Here is a 13,803-nt window from a genome sequence, read left to right as displayed (position 1 = left end):
TTATGTGGGGACGTTTTACCTCGCACCTGTATGTGCGAATCTGGCTGGCTGTTGTCGCCACAGTCCTGGTCCTCACTTTTCTGGTGGGCGCGGCGTGGCGCCTGAGCGCTGACCCGCCGCAGCTGCCGATACGTGAAGTGCTGGTGCACAACGACAAGGGCGAAGTCATAGGCACGGCGCAGACCAAGCCCGACCGCAAGCCCGGTGACGGCCTCGAATTTGACGTGCTGACCAAAGACGGCCAGACGCTGAACCTCGTGTTGCCGCGGCCCAAGCGCCCACCCGGCAACAGCCCGTGGAACCGACCCCCGTTTGGTTTTGGCTGGATGCTGGTCGTGGTCGGCCTGGCCGTGGCGCTGGGGGCCTATCCCGTGATGCGAAGGCTGACGCTGCGGCTGGAAGCCCTGCAGCGCGGCGTGGAGCGTTGGGGTGCCGGTGATTTGTCGGCCCGCGTCAATGCAGACGGCAAGGACGAGGTGGCTTTTCTGGCCAGGCGCTTCAACCACGCGGCCGAGCGCATCGAAACCCTGATGGAGTCGCACAAATCGCTGCTGGCCAACGCGTCACATGAATTGCGCTCCCCACTGGCCCGTATCCGCATGGGGCTGGAGCTCATGGGCACCGACGCCGCATCACCGCAGCGCAAGGAAATTTCCCGCAGCATCTCCGAACTCGACCAGCTGATCGACGAGATCCTGCTGGCCAGCCGCCTCGACGCCAAGCAGGCCGACGCGGAGCCTTTTGAATCCCTGGACCTCACCGGCCTGGCAGCGGAAGAATGTTCGCGCGTCAATGCGGAGTTGAGCGCCGAGCTGGGCCAGGACTCCAGCGGCCCTGGCGCCGGCCTGGGCATTGACGCCGATAGCCACAGCCTGACGGTACAGGGCTCTCCACGCCTCTTGCGCCGGCTGATCCGCAACCTGCTGGAAAACGCGCGGCGCTACAGCAACGGCGAGATCAGCCTGGAGCTGGCACAGGCCCGGGCCGGCACAAAACAACGGGCCGTGATCAAGGTGCATGACCGCGGTCCGGGCGTACCCGCCGAGCAGCGTGAGCGCATTTTTGAACCTTTTTACCGACTGCCCGGCGCCAGTGAACGCGAAGGCGGCGTGGGGCTCGGCCTGGCCTTGGTGAAATCGATCAGCCAGCGACATGGCGGCAGCGTTCGCTGCGAAGCCCGGCCCGGCGGTGGCGCGACTTTTGTTGTTGAATTGCCGGTCGCCCACTCATAAACGTGAAATAAGTCACGAGAACCGACCCCAAAAAAGACAAAATGTGCGGTCTCCTCTATTTGGAGAATGGTCAGACTGCGCCTAATCCCCGACATTTCTTCCCGTTGCTGTCACAACAATGGATAGGGGAAAAGGGGAACTAAAAGGGACTAAAAACCAAACGTCGGTGAAACATTTCAATGATTCCCAACGACATCTTCCTCACGGAAGAAGTTTGCAAAAGCCACCGCGAGGTGGCTTTTTTTTGCCTGAAGACATGGCGGGGCGCCCTTTGATACGCTCATGGATTCAGCCACCCAAAGGAACCCCATGAGCCTTGCCACCACACCTCCAGCTCCCGCCGTCCCCCAGGGCTTCTTCCCGCTTGCCGAAGACCGGATGCCGCTGATGCCGCGGGAGGCCATGTCACCCGCGCAGCAGGCCGCTGCGGACGCACTGATCGCCGGCCCGCGCAAGGCCGTGTTTGGCCCTTTCATTCCCCTGCTGCGCAGCCCGCAGCTCATGGGCCGCATCGGCGACGTGGGGGCTTACCTGCGCTTTGAAAGCGCGCTGGACGCACGCATCCGCGAACTCGTCACCTGCGTGGCGGCCCGCCATACCGCCAACCAGTTTGAGTGGCTGATGCATGCCCCGCTGGCGGTGGCCGCGGGCGTGAGCCAGGCCACTGTGGACGCAATCGCCGACGGCAGGCAGCCGCGCGAACCGGCCGCCGATGAGGCCGTCGCGCTGGACCTCACGTTCGAAGTGCTGCGCCAGCATGGCTGCTGCGACGCCACCTATGCCGCGGCGGTGGCAACATTCGGCGAACAGGGTGTGGTCGAGCTGGTCAGCCTCGCCGGCTATTTTGTGATGGTGTGCTGGGTGATGAATGTGGCGCATACGCCGACCCAGGGCAAACCAGGTTTTTCGCCGCTGGCGGCCTTCCCCGCCTGACCCGGCCTAACTTTCCGCCCGGGGAACCGGTGGCAGCGCCGCCAGCACCCGCTCGGCGCCCACATCGTTCAGGCAGCGCGTATGGCCCAGCGGGCATTCGCGCTCGAAGCAGGGCGCGCAATCGAGCGGGGGCTGGTAGGCTGCATCGGCTTTGAGCCACAACACAGTGGCCTTGTCGCTTAATGGCGGCGTGTGCAGCGGACTGGATGAGCCGAAGATCGCCACTTGCGACACACCGAAGGCCGCAGCCACGTGCATCAGTCCCGAGTCATTGCTGACCGTGCTCTGGCTTGCGGCGATCAGGCACAGGGCCTGTACCAGCGAGGTCTTGCCCGCGAAGTTCAGGCACTTGCCGGGCTGCGCCGCGTTCACGGGTGCGGCGATTTCTTCGCAGAGCGCCGCTTCCTTGCCGGAGCCCAGCAACACCACCGGCAAAGCCAGCCGCGCAGCGAGTTCTGAAAAGTGACGGGCGGGCCAGCGCTTGGCAGGGCCGTATTCGGCACCGGGCGCAAACACGTAATAGCCGCCACGTTGCAGGCCCAGTTCAGCCAGCACCTGCTCAATTTCAGCGGGTGCCATCTGCAGTTGCGGCCGGTCTTTGTCGAGGTCCGCCCCACCGCTCAACGCTGAATAAAACGCCACCATGGGGGGCTTGTTCTTGGGGTTTTTGAGCCGGTGTGTCAACAGGCCCACTCGCGCTTCGCCAAAGTAGCCGATGCGCTCCGGGATGCTCGCCAGAAAAGGCAGCAGCGCGCTTTTCAGCGAATTGGGCAGGACATAAGCTTTGTCGAAACGGCCTTCGATGCGTTTGGCAATCGCACGCCGTTCGCGGAACTGCAAACCGCCGTGGGCAAAAGGAAATTCAATGACATCGGCCACCTGCGGCATGGCGCGGTACACCGGCGCTACCCAGGGCAAAGCACCTACCGTGAGGCGTTCACCGCGCGCGTGCAGCCGGCGCAGCAGCGGCTCCGTCATGACGGCGTCACCAATCCACTGAGGTGCAATGACGAGCGATGCGGACATCAACGGTGTCTAGGCCAAGGCCGCCGCGGAACCGGCTTTGCCGGGCCGCCAGCGGCGCCCCCTTGAGGGGGAGGCGGCCGCAGGCCGCTTCGGGGGGGATTAATGTCCACCAGCGCCGAAGTGTTCGCCGGCTTTCAGCGCGTAAACCGTGCCGCAATACGGGCACTTGGCCTGGCCGGTGCGTGCCACGTCCAGGTAGACCTTGGGGTGGCTGTTCCAGATTTTCATGTCGGCTTTGGGGCTGGGGCAATAGACACCGCCTTGCGCGTTCAGGTCGGAAGCCAGTAGTTCGACAGAGGAGGAGGCATGGGTCGTTGTGGGGGTGCTCATCGTGGGACTTTCAGTAAGCGCTTCAGACTTTGGCCAACCAGTGGGCGTACTTGGGATTGCGGCCGTTGACGATGTCAAAGAACGCGCTCTGGATTTTCTCGGTGATGGGGCCGCGCGAGCCGGCGCCGATTTCAATGCGGTCGAGTTCGCGGATCGGCGTGACTTCAGCGGCCGTGCCGGTGAAGAAGGCTTCGTCGGAGATGTACACCTCGTCGCGCGTGATGCGCTTTTGCACGAGTTCCAGGCCCAGGTCCTTGCAGATGTGCAGGATGGTGTTGCGTGTGATGCCGTTGAGGGCGCCGGCAGACAGGTCGGGCGTGTAGACCACGCCGCCCTTGATCACAAAAATGTTTTCGCCCGCGCCTTCGCTGACAAAGCCTGAGGCATCGAGCAGCAGCGCTTCGTCGTAGCCGTCGTCCAGCGCTTCCATGTTGGCGAGGATGGAGTTGGTGTAATTGCTCACCGCCTTGGCCTGCGTCATGGTGATGTTGACGTGGTGGCGCGTGTAGCTGGAGGTCTTCACGCGGATGCCGCGCTTCATGCCCTCCTCGCCCAGGTAGGCGCCCCAGGGCCAGGCTGCGACCATCAGGTGGATCTGGTTGCCCTTGGGGCTGACGCCGAGTTTTTGGGAGCCGATCCAGGTCAGCGGACGGATGTAGCAGGACTCCAGCTTGTTCTCGCGCACGACGGCTTTCGTGGCTTCGTTGACTTCGTCCTGGGTAAAGGGAATCTTCATGCGCAGGATCTTGGCGCTGTTGAAGAGGCGCTCGGTGTGCTCTTGCAGCCGGAAGATCGCCGTGCCGCCCTGGGCGTTGTAGGCCCGCACGCCTTCAAACGCGCCGCAGCCGTAATGCAGGGTGTGGCTCAGCACGTGGATCTTGGCGTCGCGCCAGTCGACCATCTGGCCGTCCATCCAGATTTTGCCGTCGCGGTCTGCCATGGAAGGAATAACTGGGGACATGGTGCTGATCCTGTGGTGAATGTCGTGGAATGGTTGTGCTGTATCGGCGCCTGCCGGCAGCAATCCGGAATGCGGTGCAAGGCCGGGCAAAACCCGAAAGTCTGATTTTACGGCGCGGGCGGCGCTGCGCCCCCGGCCTCGGGCGAATCTGCGGGCGCCGGTCGGAAGAGTTCATGGTGCGACAGTTTGCCGCCCACAAAGGTGCAGGTGACATGCGACTCGGAACCGTCCGTCCAGCGGAAGATTTCGGGCTGTTCGTCCTTGGCCGACTGCAGCAGGCCCAGCGCCCGCGTCATCGCCACCACATGCAGCAATGTCATGCCGGGCCGCAGCTTGGCGTTGAGCATGACCGCACTGTCGACATAACCGATGGGCCGGTTGGCTGCACGCTTCAAGACCTGCATCATGCGGGTGAAATGCAGCAGTACCCACATCACGAGGGCGCTGGCAGCGGCGGCTACACCGGCCCAGCCGTAAAAGCGGTACGCCAGCAAGACACCGGCGATGCCGGCCACGGGAACAATGATTTTCTGGAAGTTCATGGCCGTATTTTCGCAGCCACCGGGGGCGCCGGCGCTGCGGGGAGTGCGTAGCCGCATGAAAAAGCCGCCACGAGACGGCTGTCAGCCGCTTTTGGCACCTTTTTTTGAAGGAAAAAGGCCTGCAGCCCAGCAGGAACGGGCGCAGGCAGCTATGTTTTTAATAGCAGCCAGTCAGCCGCCGCGCCTTGCCCAACCGGTCGCCAGCGCATACGCCCAGTCAGGACGGCCTCGGCCGAATGCCGCCTTGGATGCCGCCATGTGGTCGTAGGGCACGGCGCGCAGGTCCACCCGCCAGCCCTGGGCGGTTTTTTCGACGACCGCGTAACGCGCGTGCGGCGCGCCGTTTTCCACTACATGCGGGTGAGGATGGTCATCGTCATAAGCCTGCAGGCCGACGCTGCCGGGATTGACGACAAGCAGGTTGCCGCACTGGACCATGCGCGGCACATGGGTGTGGCCGCAAAGGACCAGCGAATGCGCCTGGGGGCTGTCGTCGCCAAGCCGCAGGAAAACTTCTTCGGCCGTGGCAGGCCGGATACCCGTCGGATGCGCGTCAGGGAAGCCGGGCACCGTGGTTTCCATCCAGTAGATCAAATCGCTGCCGGGCGTTCCGTGGCACAGCAGCACGTCACCGCCCGCCAGCTCCAGGCTCGCGGGCAGCGACCTGATCCACGCCACCTGCGCCGACGTCAGCTGGCCCGCGGTATAGCCGTCGGTGCCGAGTGGGTCGAGATGCTGGCCCTGGTCCAGCAATTCCAGCACCTGCCGCTCATGGTTGCCGCGGATGGTGGTGAAGTTGCGGGCCATCAGCAGGTCGGCGGTTTCCGCGGGCTGCAGCGGGCCGCTCAGGATGTCGCCCAGGTTCACGGTCTGGTCAACGCTTTGCCCGGCAATGTCCGCCAGCACGGCCTCAAGCGCCAGCAGGTTGCCGTGAATGTCGGAGATGACGGCGAGTTTCATGGCCCTGATTGTGCAATGCCTCAGCTCAGGCTGCGCACCACTTCCATGGCCTCTTCCACGCGCTCGACAGCGTGGATGGTGAGGCCTTCAATCGGTTTCTTGGGCGCGTTGGCCTTGGGCACCACGGCTACGCTAAAACCCAGCTTGGCCGCTTCCTTCAGGCGCTCCTGGCCGCGCGGGGCCGGGCGCACTTCTCCGGCCAGCCCGACCTCGCCAAAGGCGATGAAACCCTTGGGCAGCGGCTTGCCGCGCAAGGACGAGGTAATCGCCAGCATCACGGCCAGGTCGGCCGCCGGCTCGCTGATGCGGACACCGCCCACGGCGTTGACGAACACGTCCTGGTCCATACAGGCCACGCCAGCGTGGCGGTGCAGCACCGCCAGCAACATGGCCAGGCGGTCGCGGTCCAGGCCCACCGAAAGGCGCCGGGGGCTGGGCCCGCCGTTGTCGACCAGCGCCTGGATTTCAACCAGCATGGGGCGCGTGCCCTCCAGCGTGACCAGCACGCAGCTGCCGGGCACGGGCTCGCTGTGCTGGCTCAAAAAGATCGCGCTCGGATTGGCCACGCCCTTGAGGCCCTTTTCCGTCATGGCAAAGACGCCGATCTCATTGACAGCGCCGAAACGGTTCTTGATGGCGCGCACCAAGCGAAAGCTTGAATGCGTGTCGCCTTCAAAGTACAGCACGGTGTCCACCATGTGCTCGAGCACACGCGGGCCGGCGAGCGCGCCTTCTTTCGTCACATGACCCACCAGCACAATACACACGCCGCTGGACTTGGCGGCGCGCGTCAGGTGCGCCGCGCATTCACGCACCTGCGCGACCGAGCCGGGCGCCGACGTGAGCTGGTCGGAATACACCGTCTGGATGGAATCGATCACGGCAATGGCCGGCTGCGTGGCCTCCAGCGTGGCGAGGATTTTTTCAAGCTGGATTTCAGCCAGCACCTTGACTTGCGAGCCGTCCAGCCCGAGCCGGCGCGAGCGCAGCGCCACCTGCGCCCCGCTTTCTTCACCGGTGACGTACAGAGTGTTGAGCCCCGCGCGCTGTAGCGAATCCAGCGCCTGCAACAGCAAGGTGGACTTGCCGATGCCAGGGTCACCGCCAATGAGCACCACGCCGCCTTCCACGATGCCACCGCCCAGCACGCGGTCCAGCTCTTCGTGCCCGGTGGGCGTGCGCTCCATGTCGGTGGCTTCGATGTCGGCCAGGGCGGTGACGTCAGAGGCCTTGGCCAGCGACTGGAACTGGCTGCTGTAGCGGTTCTTCGCCGGCGCATTGCTTTCGGCGGCCGATTCGATCAGCGTGTTCCAGGCGTTGCAATGCGGGCATTTGCCCAGCCATTTGGGGCTGGCGCCGCCGCATTCGGTGCAGGTGTAAATCGTTTTGTCTTTGGCCATGCGCGATATTACTGTATAAATAACCAGCCTTTGCGTTTTGGTCATGATGCGGGTTTCACTCGCCTTGCGCAACCACCGCCATGCCTCACCTGAACATTCAATACACCGCCAACCTGGATAGCCTCACCGACATGAACGCCTTGTGCCACACGCTGGCCGCCACACTGGTGGCCCTGCGCGGGGAAGACGGGGTGGTGCCGCTTTTCCCGGTGGCCGGAACGCGGGTCATGGCCTGGCCGGCGCCGCACTTTGCGGTGGCGGACGGACGGCCCGACCGCGCCTTTATCTACCTGAACCTCCTGATCACCCCCGGCCGCAGCGAAGCCATGAAAAAGCGGGCCGGCGACGCCGTGCTGGCCAGCGCCAGCGCACATCTGGATGCGGTGTTCGCGCAGCACGCCGTGGGCATGACACTGCAGATCGAAGAGGGCACGCCCGTCTATGAAGGCAAGCGCAACAACCTCGCCGCGCATCTGGATGCCGCCTGATCCTGCACAAAATCGCATCTTGCTCAACAATGGCTTTTTTGCCCGCCATGGCGCCGCAGCAGCCCCACCGATTTCACGAGGACACCCCATGAACATTTCACGCCGCCAGCTCATCCAGTCATCCAGCGCTGCAGCACTGCTCACAGGCATCGGCCAGCGCGCCTGGGCCCAGGCCCTTGAAAGCACCAAAGTCATCGTCGGCTTCGCGCCCGGCGGCACCGCCGACATCGTGTCGCGCCGCGTCGCCGACAAGCTGCATCCCGGTTATGCCAAAAACGCCGTGGTGGAGAACAAGACCGGCGCGGGCGGGCAAATCGCCGTGCAGTTCGTCAAATCCGCCGCGCCCGACGGCACCACGCTGCTGCTGACGCCCATGTCCATGCTGGGCATCTACCCGCACACCTACAAGAAACTGCCGTACGACCCGGTCGCCGACCTGACCCCGGTATCTGCCGGCGCGATCTTCGACTACGGCTTCGCCGTCGGCCCCATGGTGCCGGCCAGCGTCAAAAATGTGCCGGACTTTCTTGCCTGGTGCAAGGCCAACCCGGGCCAGGCCAACTTCGGCTCGCCGGCCGCCGGCTCGTCGCCGCACTTCATCGGCGCGCTGCTGGGCCGGGCCGGCAACGTGGACTTGCGCCACGTGGCTTTTCGCGGCACCCAGCCCGCCGTGCTGGACATGGTGGGCGGCCAGATTGCCGCCGTGTCGGGCCCTACCGGCGAGTTCACCCAGCATGTCGCGTCGGGCAAGTGCCGTCTGCTGTCGACCAGCGGCCCCAAGCGTAGTCGCTTTACCCCCAACACGCCGACGCTGCTGGAGCAAGGCTTCAAGGACATGGCGTTCACCGAATGGTTCGGCTTCTTCCTGCCCGCCAAAGCGCCGCAGGATGTGGTGCAGCGCCTGAACGCCGGCATCCGCTCCGCGCTGGCCTCACAGGACGTGATCGACGGCCTGGCGGTGTCGTACCTGGAAGCGGCGCCGACCTCGCCCGCACAACTGGCCGCCATGCTCAAGGCCGACACCGAGTTGTGGGGCCCGCTGGTCAAAGCGGTGGGTTTTACCCCCGAAGGCTAGCCCAGGGGCATTGCCAAGCGCTATTAAATCAGGAGCTGCTTGCGCCCATCTCCATTGGGCTACAGCTCAATTTCCCTCGAACAGAACGATTGGCAGATGAAAGTTTGTATTTACGGCGCTGGCGCCATTGGCGGCTGGATAGGCCACGGACTGGCGCACGCCGGCTGCAACGTCAGCGTGGTGGCGCGCGGAGCCACGCTCGATGCCCTGCAACTGCACGGGCTGCGGCTGAACCAGGGCGGCAAGATCACGTCACAAGCCGTGGCCTCCAGCGCCGCGCCGGCCGACCTCGGCGTGCAGGACCTGGTGGTGCTGGCCGTCAAGGCGCCTTCGCTGCCCGAAGTGGTGCGCCGGATCGCGCCGCTGATTGGCCCTGAAACGATGGTCCTGACCGCCATGAATGGCGTGCCCTGGTGGTTCTTGCAGGGCTTCGGCGGGACGCTTGAAGGCACGCGGTTGACCTCAGTGGACCCCGGCGGCGAATTGGCGCAGGCCATTCCGGCAAAGCACATCGTCGGCTGCGTGGTGCATGCCAGCTGTTCGCTCGACGAGCCCGGCCAGGTGCACCATCACTTCGGCAACAAGCTCATCATCGGCGAGCCTTCCGGCGAAAAAACCGCACGGGTGCAGCAGCTTGCGGCCTTGCTGGAGAAAGCCGGCTTTGAAGCGCCGGTGTCCGAGCAGATCCAGAAAGACATCTGGTTCAAGCTCTGGGGCAACATGACCGCCAACCCGATCAGCGCGCTGACCGGTGCAACCATGGACCGCGTCCTCGACGATGAGCTGGTGACCGGCTTCACCCATAGCGTGATGCTCGAAGCCAAGGAAATCGGCGCGCGCATTGGCATCCCGATCAACCAGACCCCTGAAGAGCGCCACGTCATCACGCGCAAGCTGGGCGCCTTCAAGACATCCATGCTGCAGGACGTGGAAGCCGGCAAGCCGGTCGAGCTGGACGCGCTGGTGACGGCCGTGCGTGAGCTGGGGCAACTGACGGCGGTGCCCACACCCTATACCGACGCTTTGCTCGGGCTGGCCCGGTTGCAGGCGCGCGTCAAGGGTCTTTATTGACCCATAGATTTCCGGATTTTTCTCAACCACTCTTCAGGAGACAACATGAAACACATCGGCGTTATCGGCGCATCGGGCCTCATGGGACACGGCATTGCGCGCAACCTGCAGGCCAAAGGCTTTGACGTGAGTCTCACCGTACACCGCAACACGGAGCGCGTGGCTGACCTGCTGGCCGCCGGCGCGAAGCAGGCCGCCAACCCCGCCGAATTGGGCGCGTGCGACGCGGTGATCATTTGCGTGACGGGATCGCCGCAGGTCGAGGAGACCCTGCTCGGGGCCAATGGCGTACTGTCAAAGGCGCGCGCCGGGTTGATCGTGATCGACACCTCCACCAGCGAACCCGAATCCACACGCCGCCTGGCCGCCCTCTGCGCCGAGCGCGGTGCGACGCTGGTCGACGCACCGCTGGCGCGCACGCCGGTGGAGGCCGAGCTCGGCAAGCTCAACACCATGGTGGGCGCAGAGCAGGCCGTGTTCGACAAGATCCGCCCGGTACTGGCCGCCTATTGCGAAAACATCTTCCATGTCGGCGGCCCCAGCGCCGGCCACGTCGTCAAGCTGCTCAACAACTTCATCGGCCAGGCCATCTGCACGGCCACGGCCGAAGCCTTCGCCGTGGGCGCGCTGGCCGGCATAAGCCCGCAAAAGCTGGTCGACGTGGTGTCGGCCGGCGCGGTCAATTCGGGCTTGTTCCAGGCCATGGCCAAGACCCTGGGCGGCGACTTCACCGGCCTGAAGTTCGAACTCGACAACGCGCGCAAGGACCTGCGCTACTACACCCACCTGGCCGAGATGGTCAAAGTGCCGTCCCTGGTCGGCGAAGCCGTGCACCAGAGCCTGGTGACGGCCAGCGCGCTGGGCCACGGCAAAGAGTTTGTGCCGGCGCTGGTGAAGGCACAGGAAAAGCTCACCGGGGCGAAGATCGCGCCGCAATAAACCCGATCGGCGGCTTCAAGCCTTCTTGAAGCCCATCATCACCACGACGTTAATCCTCGGCCGGCCGTCGTCGCCGACGCGAATGACATAGGTCGAGGCCTCCGACTCCGGCCTCGCCTGGCCCTTGGCGTCGAGGTAGGGCCAGCGCACATGCACCGACGCCAGCTTGTCCGTCAGCCAGGTGACGGACTGGACCTCGGGCCGCGTGTCGGTGATGCCCATGTCGTTGTACTGTTTGGCGGCGCCGCCGTAGAAGTCTTCCACTTCCCGCAGCGTGGCGACGGCCTTGGTGCCCTGGTCCGCGACGATCAGCGCGGGGACTTCCCAGCAAGTCGCGGCCGTCTTGCCGTCGCTGTGGGTAAAGGCTTTGGCAAAAGTTTCGAGCATGGACTGCAGGTTCTGCTCTTTTTTGGTCTCGGACTGGCTCATGAACACTCCTTGACGCCGGCATCCCGAACGGCTGCAAGGCTTCACCGGCATGGCATTACAGCGGGCGGCGCGTGGGTTTCAAACGGCCCTGCTTAAAAATTAGCCGGTCACGGCAACGACGGGCGTCCGCCAAAACCTACACAGCATGTGGGCGGGCGCGAAGGCGCGAAAACCGCCGGGCTACAGCGCCTTGGCATAGACCACAAAACCGGATTTCTCCGCCACCTGGTCGTACAGCCGCATGGCCGTGGCATTGGTTTCGTGGGTCTGCCAGTACACCCGGTCGCAGCCCGCGGCCCTGGCCTGTTTATAGACGGCCTCGATCAAGGCTTTGCCGACACCGCGGCCGCGCACTGATTCGGTCGTGAACAAATCCTGCAGGTAGCAGACGGGAACGATACGCGTCGTGCTGCGGTGAAACAGGTAATGCGTGAGGCCCACAAGCTCGCCGCCCGATTCGGCGACCAGCGCGTGCACCGGTTCATAGACATCAAAAAAGCGCGACCAGGTCATGGCGGTGACCTCGCCCGCCAGCGCCGTGGGGCCGGAGCGGCCGTAAAAGCGGTTGTAGCCCAGCCAAAGGGGCAACCAGGCCTCGAAATCCTGCAGCGCTATGGAACGCACGGTGATGGATGAAGCCATTGGCATGGGCACCTTTTGACGATAGCAGGCGGGGTTGATGCAGAAGAGAGAGTATCAGCCGTTGAACGCGACAGGCTGGGTAGTGCCGGCCTTGTTGCGCACGACAACCGTGCCGGCAAGCTTGTCGTGCCAGCCCTGTTTGCGGGCGTCGAAAGCCACCCAGAAAAAGCCCAGGCAAAAGGGAATGGTGGACAGCACATAACCGATGTAGCGGATGGCGAGCTGGCCTGCCGTGGCCTTGAGGCCGGTCCTGGCGTCCACGATGCGTGCAGCAATCGCCATTTTCCCGGGTGTCGCCTGCCGCACGATCCAGAAGCCCACGACCACCACAGCCGGGACAACCCATGAGATCAGGAAATCCGCCGGCCCCTGAACCAGCTTTGTACTGTTCCAGTAAGCGGTGCCGTAGATGACCGTCAGCAGAGGGAAGATCAGCACGCAGAACAACACGGTATCAATCAGCGATGCCCAGAGGCGTATCCAGAAGCCGGCATATTCAAGTTCTGATGTTTCCATGGTTCTTTTTTCCTGAACAAGTTGGCAGTCACATGGATTCAGTCCACCACCGCCGGCACACGCTGTGCCACCGCACACATGAGCTCATAACCGACGGTGCCGCCGGCGTGCGCCACTTCGTCGATCGGCAGCACCGCACCACTGGAGGCGTGCCCCCACAGCGTTACCTCGGTGCCGATGCCCGCGCCGGGCACGGGAGTCAGGTCCACCGTGATCATGTCCATGCTGACGCGCCCCACCATGCGCGTGCGCACACCGTTCACCAGCACCGGCGTGCCTGTGCTGCAGTGGCGCGGGTAGCCGTCTGCGTAACCGCAGGCCACCACGCCGATGCGCAGCGGGCCGTCGGCCGTGAAACAGGAGCCGTAACCCACGGTCTCGCCGGCTTTGAGTTCCTGGATGCCGATGACTTTCGATGACAGCGTCATGGTGGGCTGCAAATCCCAGTCGGCAGCACTGTGCTCGGGGAAGTCGGGCGCGCTGCCGTAAATCAGGATACCGGGCCGCACCCAGTCGGAGCGCCCGGCCAGCACATCGCCGTGCCGCAAGGTGGCGGCGCTGTTGCTGAGAGTGCGCTCACCCGGCAGGTCGTGCGTGACGGCGTCGAAGGCCTTCAGTGCCGCGGCGATACCTTTCGGGCCGTCTGCATCGGAAAAATGCGTCATCAGCGTGATCTCTTCGACCTGGGGCAATGCATTCAGGCGCGTCCACGCCGCACGGTAGCGTTCGGGTGCAAAGCCCAGCCGGTTCATGCCCGAATTCATCTTGAGGAAGACACGGTGCGGCAGCTGCGTCTTGTGGGCAGCCAGCATGTCGATCTGCTCGTTGCAGTGAATGGCATGCCACAGGCCCAGGCGGGAGCACAACTCGAGATCCCGCGCCTCAAAGCAGCCTTCCAGCAGCAAGATGGGGCCGCGCCAGTCCAGCGCGCGCAGGCGCTGCGCTTCAGCCAGGTCCAGCAGCGCAAATCCGTCGGCACTGCGCAGCGCATCAAAAACACGTTCGATGCCGTGACCATAGGCATTGGCCTTGACGATGGCCCAGACCCGCGCATCGGGCGCGGCAGCGCGGGCGCGCGCGAGATTGTGGGCAAGCGCTGCGGTATGAATGGTGGCAAGAATGGGACGTGGCATGGCGCAGTAAGTTGTTTTCCGGGAGCGTGGCAGGCTGGCGGGCCCGTCGGGACGAAAGGCCTCTGGATGAGGTCTTTTGCATTCTGACACCGCCCCCCATGCTATAAACCGGAATCGTCTGGAGAC

The 13,803-nt window shown here is 64.2% G+C and carries 16 protein-coding genes; 6 read left to right on the top strand and 10 right to left on the bottom strand.

Annotated elements, in window-relative coordinates:
- Positions 1 to 2: 2 nt before the first annotated feature.
- Positions 3 to 1,232 (top strand): ATP-binding protein, encoded by a 1,230-nt coding sequence (locus tag AC1D1J_RS17125; RefSeq protein ID WP_477695356.1) that lies wholly within the window; start codon positions 3 to 5, stop codon positions 1,230 to 1,232.
- A 309-nt stretch (positions 1,233 to 1,541) separates the two neighbouring features.
- Positions 1,542 to 2,165, top strand: coding sequence for a carboxymuconolactone decarboxylase family protein (locus AC1D1J_RS17120; RefSeq protein WP_477695355.1), 624 nt, complete (start codon positions 1,542 to 1,544; stop codon positions 2,163 to 2,165).
- A gap of 6 nt (positions 2,166 to 2,171) precedes the next feature.
- Here the strand turns inward: AC1D1J_RS17120 and waaF are convergent, their stop codons facing one another.
- The 6 genes from waaF to radA form a co-directional block, all read right to left on the bottom strand.
- On the bottom strand, positions 2,172 to 3,191 hold the full coding sequence (gene waaF, locus AC1D1J_RS17115) for a lipopolysaccharide heptosyltransferase II (protein WP_477695354.1): 1,020 nt from the start codon (positions 3,189 to 3,191) through the stop codon (positions 2,172 to 2,174).
- Between the two features lie 99 nt (positions 3,192 to 3,290).
- On the bottom strand, positions 3,291 to 3,521 hold the full coding sequence (locus AC1D1J_RS17110; protein ID WP_477695353.1) for a zinc-finger domain-containing protein: 231 nt from the start codon (positions 3,519 to 3,521) through the stop codon (positions 3,291 to 3,293).
- A 22-nt stretch (positions 3,522 to 3,543) separates the two neighbouring features.
- Positions 3,544 to 4,482 (bottom strand): branched-chain amino acid transaminase, encoded by a 939-nt coding sequence (locus AC1D1J_RS17105; protein ID WP_477695352.1) that lies wholly within the window; start codon positions 4,480 to 4,482, stop codon positions 3,544 to 3,546.
- Between the two features lie 107 nt (positions 4,483 to 4,589).
- On the bottom strand, positions 4,590 to 5,024 hold the full coding sequence (locus AC1D1J_RS17100; protein WP_477695351.1) for a glycerate kinase: 435 nt from the start codon (positions 5,022 to 5,024) through the stop codon (positions 4,590 to 4,592).
- A gap of 171 nt (positions 5,025 to 5,195) precedes the next feature.
- A complete protein-coding gene (locus tag AC1D1J_RS17095; RefSeq protein WP_477695350.1) occupies positions 5,196 to 5,984 on the bottom strand; it encodes a metallophosphoesterase family protein in 789 nt (262 codons plus the stop codon).
- Between the two features lie 20 nt (positions 5,985 to 6,004).
- A complete protein-coding gene (radA, locus tag AC1D1J_RS17090; RefSeq protein ID WP_477687742.1) occupies positions 6,005 to 7,384 on the bottom strand; it encodes a DNA repair protein RadA in 1,380 nt (459 codons plus the stop codon).
- An 80-nt stretch (positions 7,385 to 7,464) separates the two neighbouring features.
- Here radA and AC1D1J_RS17085 point away from each other — a divergent pair, with 80 nt between their 5' ends.
- The 4 genes from AC1D1J_RS17085 to AC1D1J_RS17070 all read left to right on the top strand — a co-directional run bounded on the left by AC1D1J_RS17085 (position 7,465) and on the right by AC1D1J_RS17070 (position 10,957).
- Positions 7,465 to 7,872 carry a 5-carboxymethyl-2-hydroxymuconate isomerase gene (locus tag AC1D1J_RS17085; RefSeq protein ID WP_477687741.1) on the top strand — a complete coding sequence of 136 codons (408 nt, stop codon included), beginning with the start codon at positions 7,465 to 7,467 and terminating at the stop codon, positions 7,870 to 7,872.
- Positions 7,873 to 7,960: 88 nt separating this feature from the next.
- The gene (locus tag AC1D1J_RS17080; protein ID WP_477687740.1) at positions 7,961 to 8,947 is read left to right on the top strand and encodes a Bug family tripartite tricarboxylate transporter substrate binding protein; all 987 of its coding nucleotides are present in this window, start codon (positions 7,961 to 7,963) and stop codon (positions 8,945 to 8,947) included.
- Positions 8,948 to 9,043: 96 nt separating this feature from the next.
- A complete protein-coding gene (locus AC1D1J_RS17075; protein ID WP_477695349.1) occupies positions 9,044 to 10,018 on the top strand; it encodes a 2-dehydropantoate 2-reductase in 975 nt (324 codons plus the stop codon).
- Between the two features lie 45 nt (positions 10,019 to 10,063).
- Positions 10,064 to 10,957 (top strand): NAD(P)-dependent oxidoreductase, encoded by an 894-nt coding sequence (locus tag AC1D1J_RS17070; protein ID WP_477695348.1) that lies wholly within the window; start codon positions 10,064 to 10,066, stop codon positions 10,955 to 10,957.
- A 15-nt stretch (positions 10,958 to 10,972) separates the two neighbouring features.
- Here the strand turns inward: AC1D1J_RS17070 and AC1D1J_RS17065 are convergent, their stop codons facing one another.
- From AC1D1J_RS17065 to alr, 4 genes are all read right to left on the bottom strand, one after another.
- On the bottom strand, positions 10,973 to 11,386 hold the full coding sequence (locus AC1D1J_RS17065) for a hypothetical protein (protein WP_477695347.1): 414 nt from the start codon (positions 11,384 to 11,386) through the stop codon (positions 10,973 to 10,975).
- Positions 11,387 to 11,566: 180 nt separating this feature from the next.
- On the bottom strand, positions 11,567 to 12,028 hold the full coding sequence (locus tag AC1D1J_RS17060) for an N-acetyltransferase family protein (protein ID WP_477695370.1): 462 nt from the start codon (positions 12,026 to 12,028) through the stop codon (positions 11,567 to 11,569).
- A gap of 54 nt (positions 12,029 to 12,082) precedes the next feature.
- Positions 12,083 to 12,544, bottom strand: coding sequence for an RDD family protein (locus AC1D1J_RS17055; protein ID WP_477695346.1), 462 nt, complete (start codon positions 12,542 to 12,544; stop codon positions 12,083 to 12,085).
- Positions 12,545 to 12,582: 38 nt separating this feature from the next.
- Complete coding sequence (gene alr, locus AC1D1J_RS17050; RefSeq protein WP_477695345.1) at positions 12,583 to 13,677, bottom strand: alanine racemase; 1,095 nt, start codon at positions 13,675 to 13,677, stop codon at positions 12,583 to 12,585.
- Between the last annotated feature and the right edge of the window lie 126 nt (positions 13,678 to 13,803).

Source organism: Polaromonas sp. P1_F8, assembly GCF_056405635.1.
This window is presented reverse-complemented; position numbering and strand designations above follow the sequence as displayed.

Bases quoted from the DNA above. Each gene is read 5' to 3' on its own strand.
- AC1D1J_RS17125 (WP_477695356.1), top strand. From the start codon at position 3: ATGTGGGGACGTTTTACCTCGCACCTGTATGTGCGAATCTGGCTGGCT.
- AC1D1J_RS17120 (WP_477695355.1), top strand. From the start codon at position 1,542: ATGAGCCTTGCCACCACACCTCCAGCTCCCGCCGTCCCCCAGGGCTTC.
- waaF (WP_477695354.1), bottom strand. From the start codon at position 3,191: ATGTCCGCATCGCTCGTCATTGCACCTCAGTGGATTGGTGACGCCGTC.
- AC1D1J_RS17110 (WP_477695353.1), bottom strand. From the start codon at position 3,521: ATGAGCACCCCCACAACGACCCATGCCTCCTCCTCTGTCGAACTACTG.
- AC1D1J_RS17105 (WP_477695352.1), bottom strand. From the start codon at position 4,482: ATGTCCCCAGTTATTCCTTCCATGGCAGACCGCGACGGCAAAATCTGG.
- AC1D1J_RS17100 (WP_477695351.1), bottom strand. From the start codon at position 5,024: ATGAACTTCCAGAAAATCATTGTTCCCGTGGCCGGCATCGCCGGTGTC.
- AC1D1J_RS17095 (WP_477695350.1), bottom strand. From the start codon at position 5,984: ATGAAACTCGCCGTCATCTCCGACATTCACGGCAACCTGCTGGCGCTT.
- radA (WP_477687742.1), bottom strand. From the start codon at position 7,384: ATGGCCAAAGACAAAACGATTTACACCTGCACCGAATGCGGCGGCGCC.
- AC1D1J_RS17085 (WP_477687741.1), top strand. From the start codon at position 7,465: ATGCCTCACCTGAACATTCAATACACCGCCAACCTGGATAGCCTCACC.
- AC1D1J_RS17080 (WP_477687740.1), top strand. From the start codon at position 7,961: ATGAACATTTCACGCCGCCAGCTCATCCAGTCATCCAGCGCTGCAGCA.
- AC1D1J_RS17075 (WP_477695349.1), top strand. From the start codon at position 9,044: ATGAAAGTTTGTATTTACGGCGCTGGCGCCATTGGCGGCTGGATAGGC.
- AC1D1J_RS17070 (WP_477695348.1), top strand. From the start codon at position 10,064: ATGAAACACATCGGCGTTATCGGCGCATCGGGCCTCATGGGACACGGC.
- AC1D1J_RS17065 (WP_477695347.1), bottom strand. From the start codon at position 11,386: ATGAGCCAGTCCGAGACCAAAAAAGAGCAGAACCTGCAGTCCATGCTC.
- AC1D1J_RS17060 (WP_477695370.1), bottom strand. From the start codon at position 12,028: ATGGCTTCATCCATCACCGTGCGTTCCATAGCGCTGCAGGATTTCGAG.
- AC1D1J_RS17055 (WP_477695346.1), bottom strand. From the start codon at position 12,544: ATGGAAACATCAGAACTTGAATATGCCGGCTTCTGGATACGCCTCTGG.
- alr (WP_477695345.1), bottom strand. From the start codon at position 13,677: ATGCCACGTCCCATTCTTGCCACCATTCATACCGCAGCGCTTGCCCAC.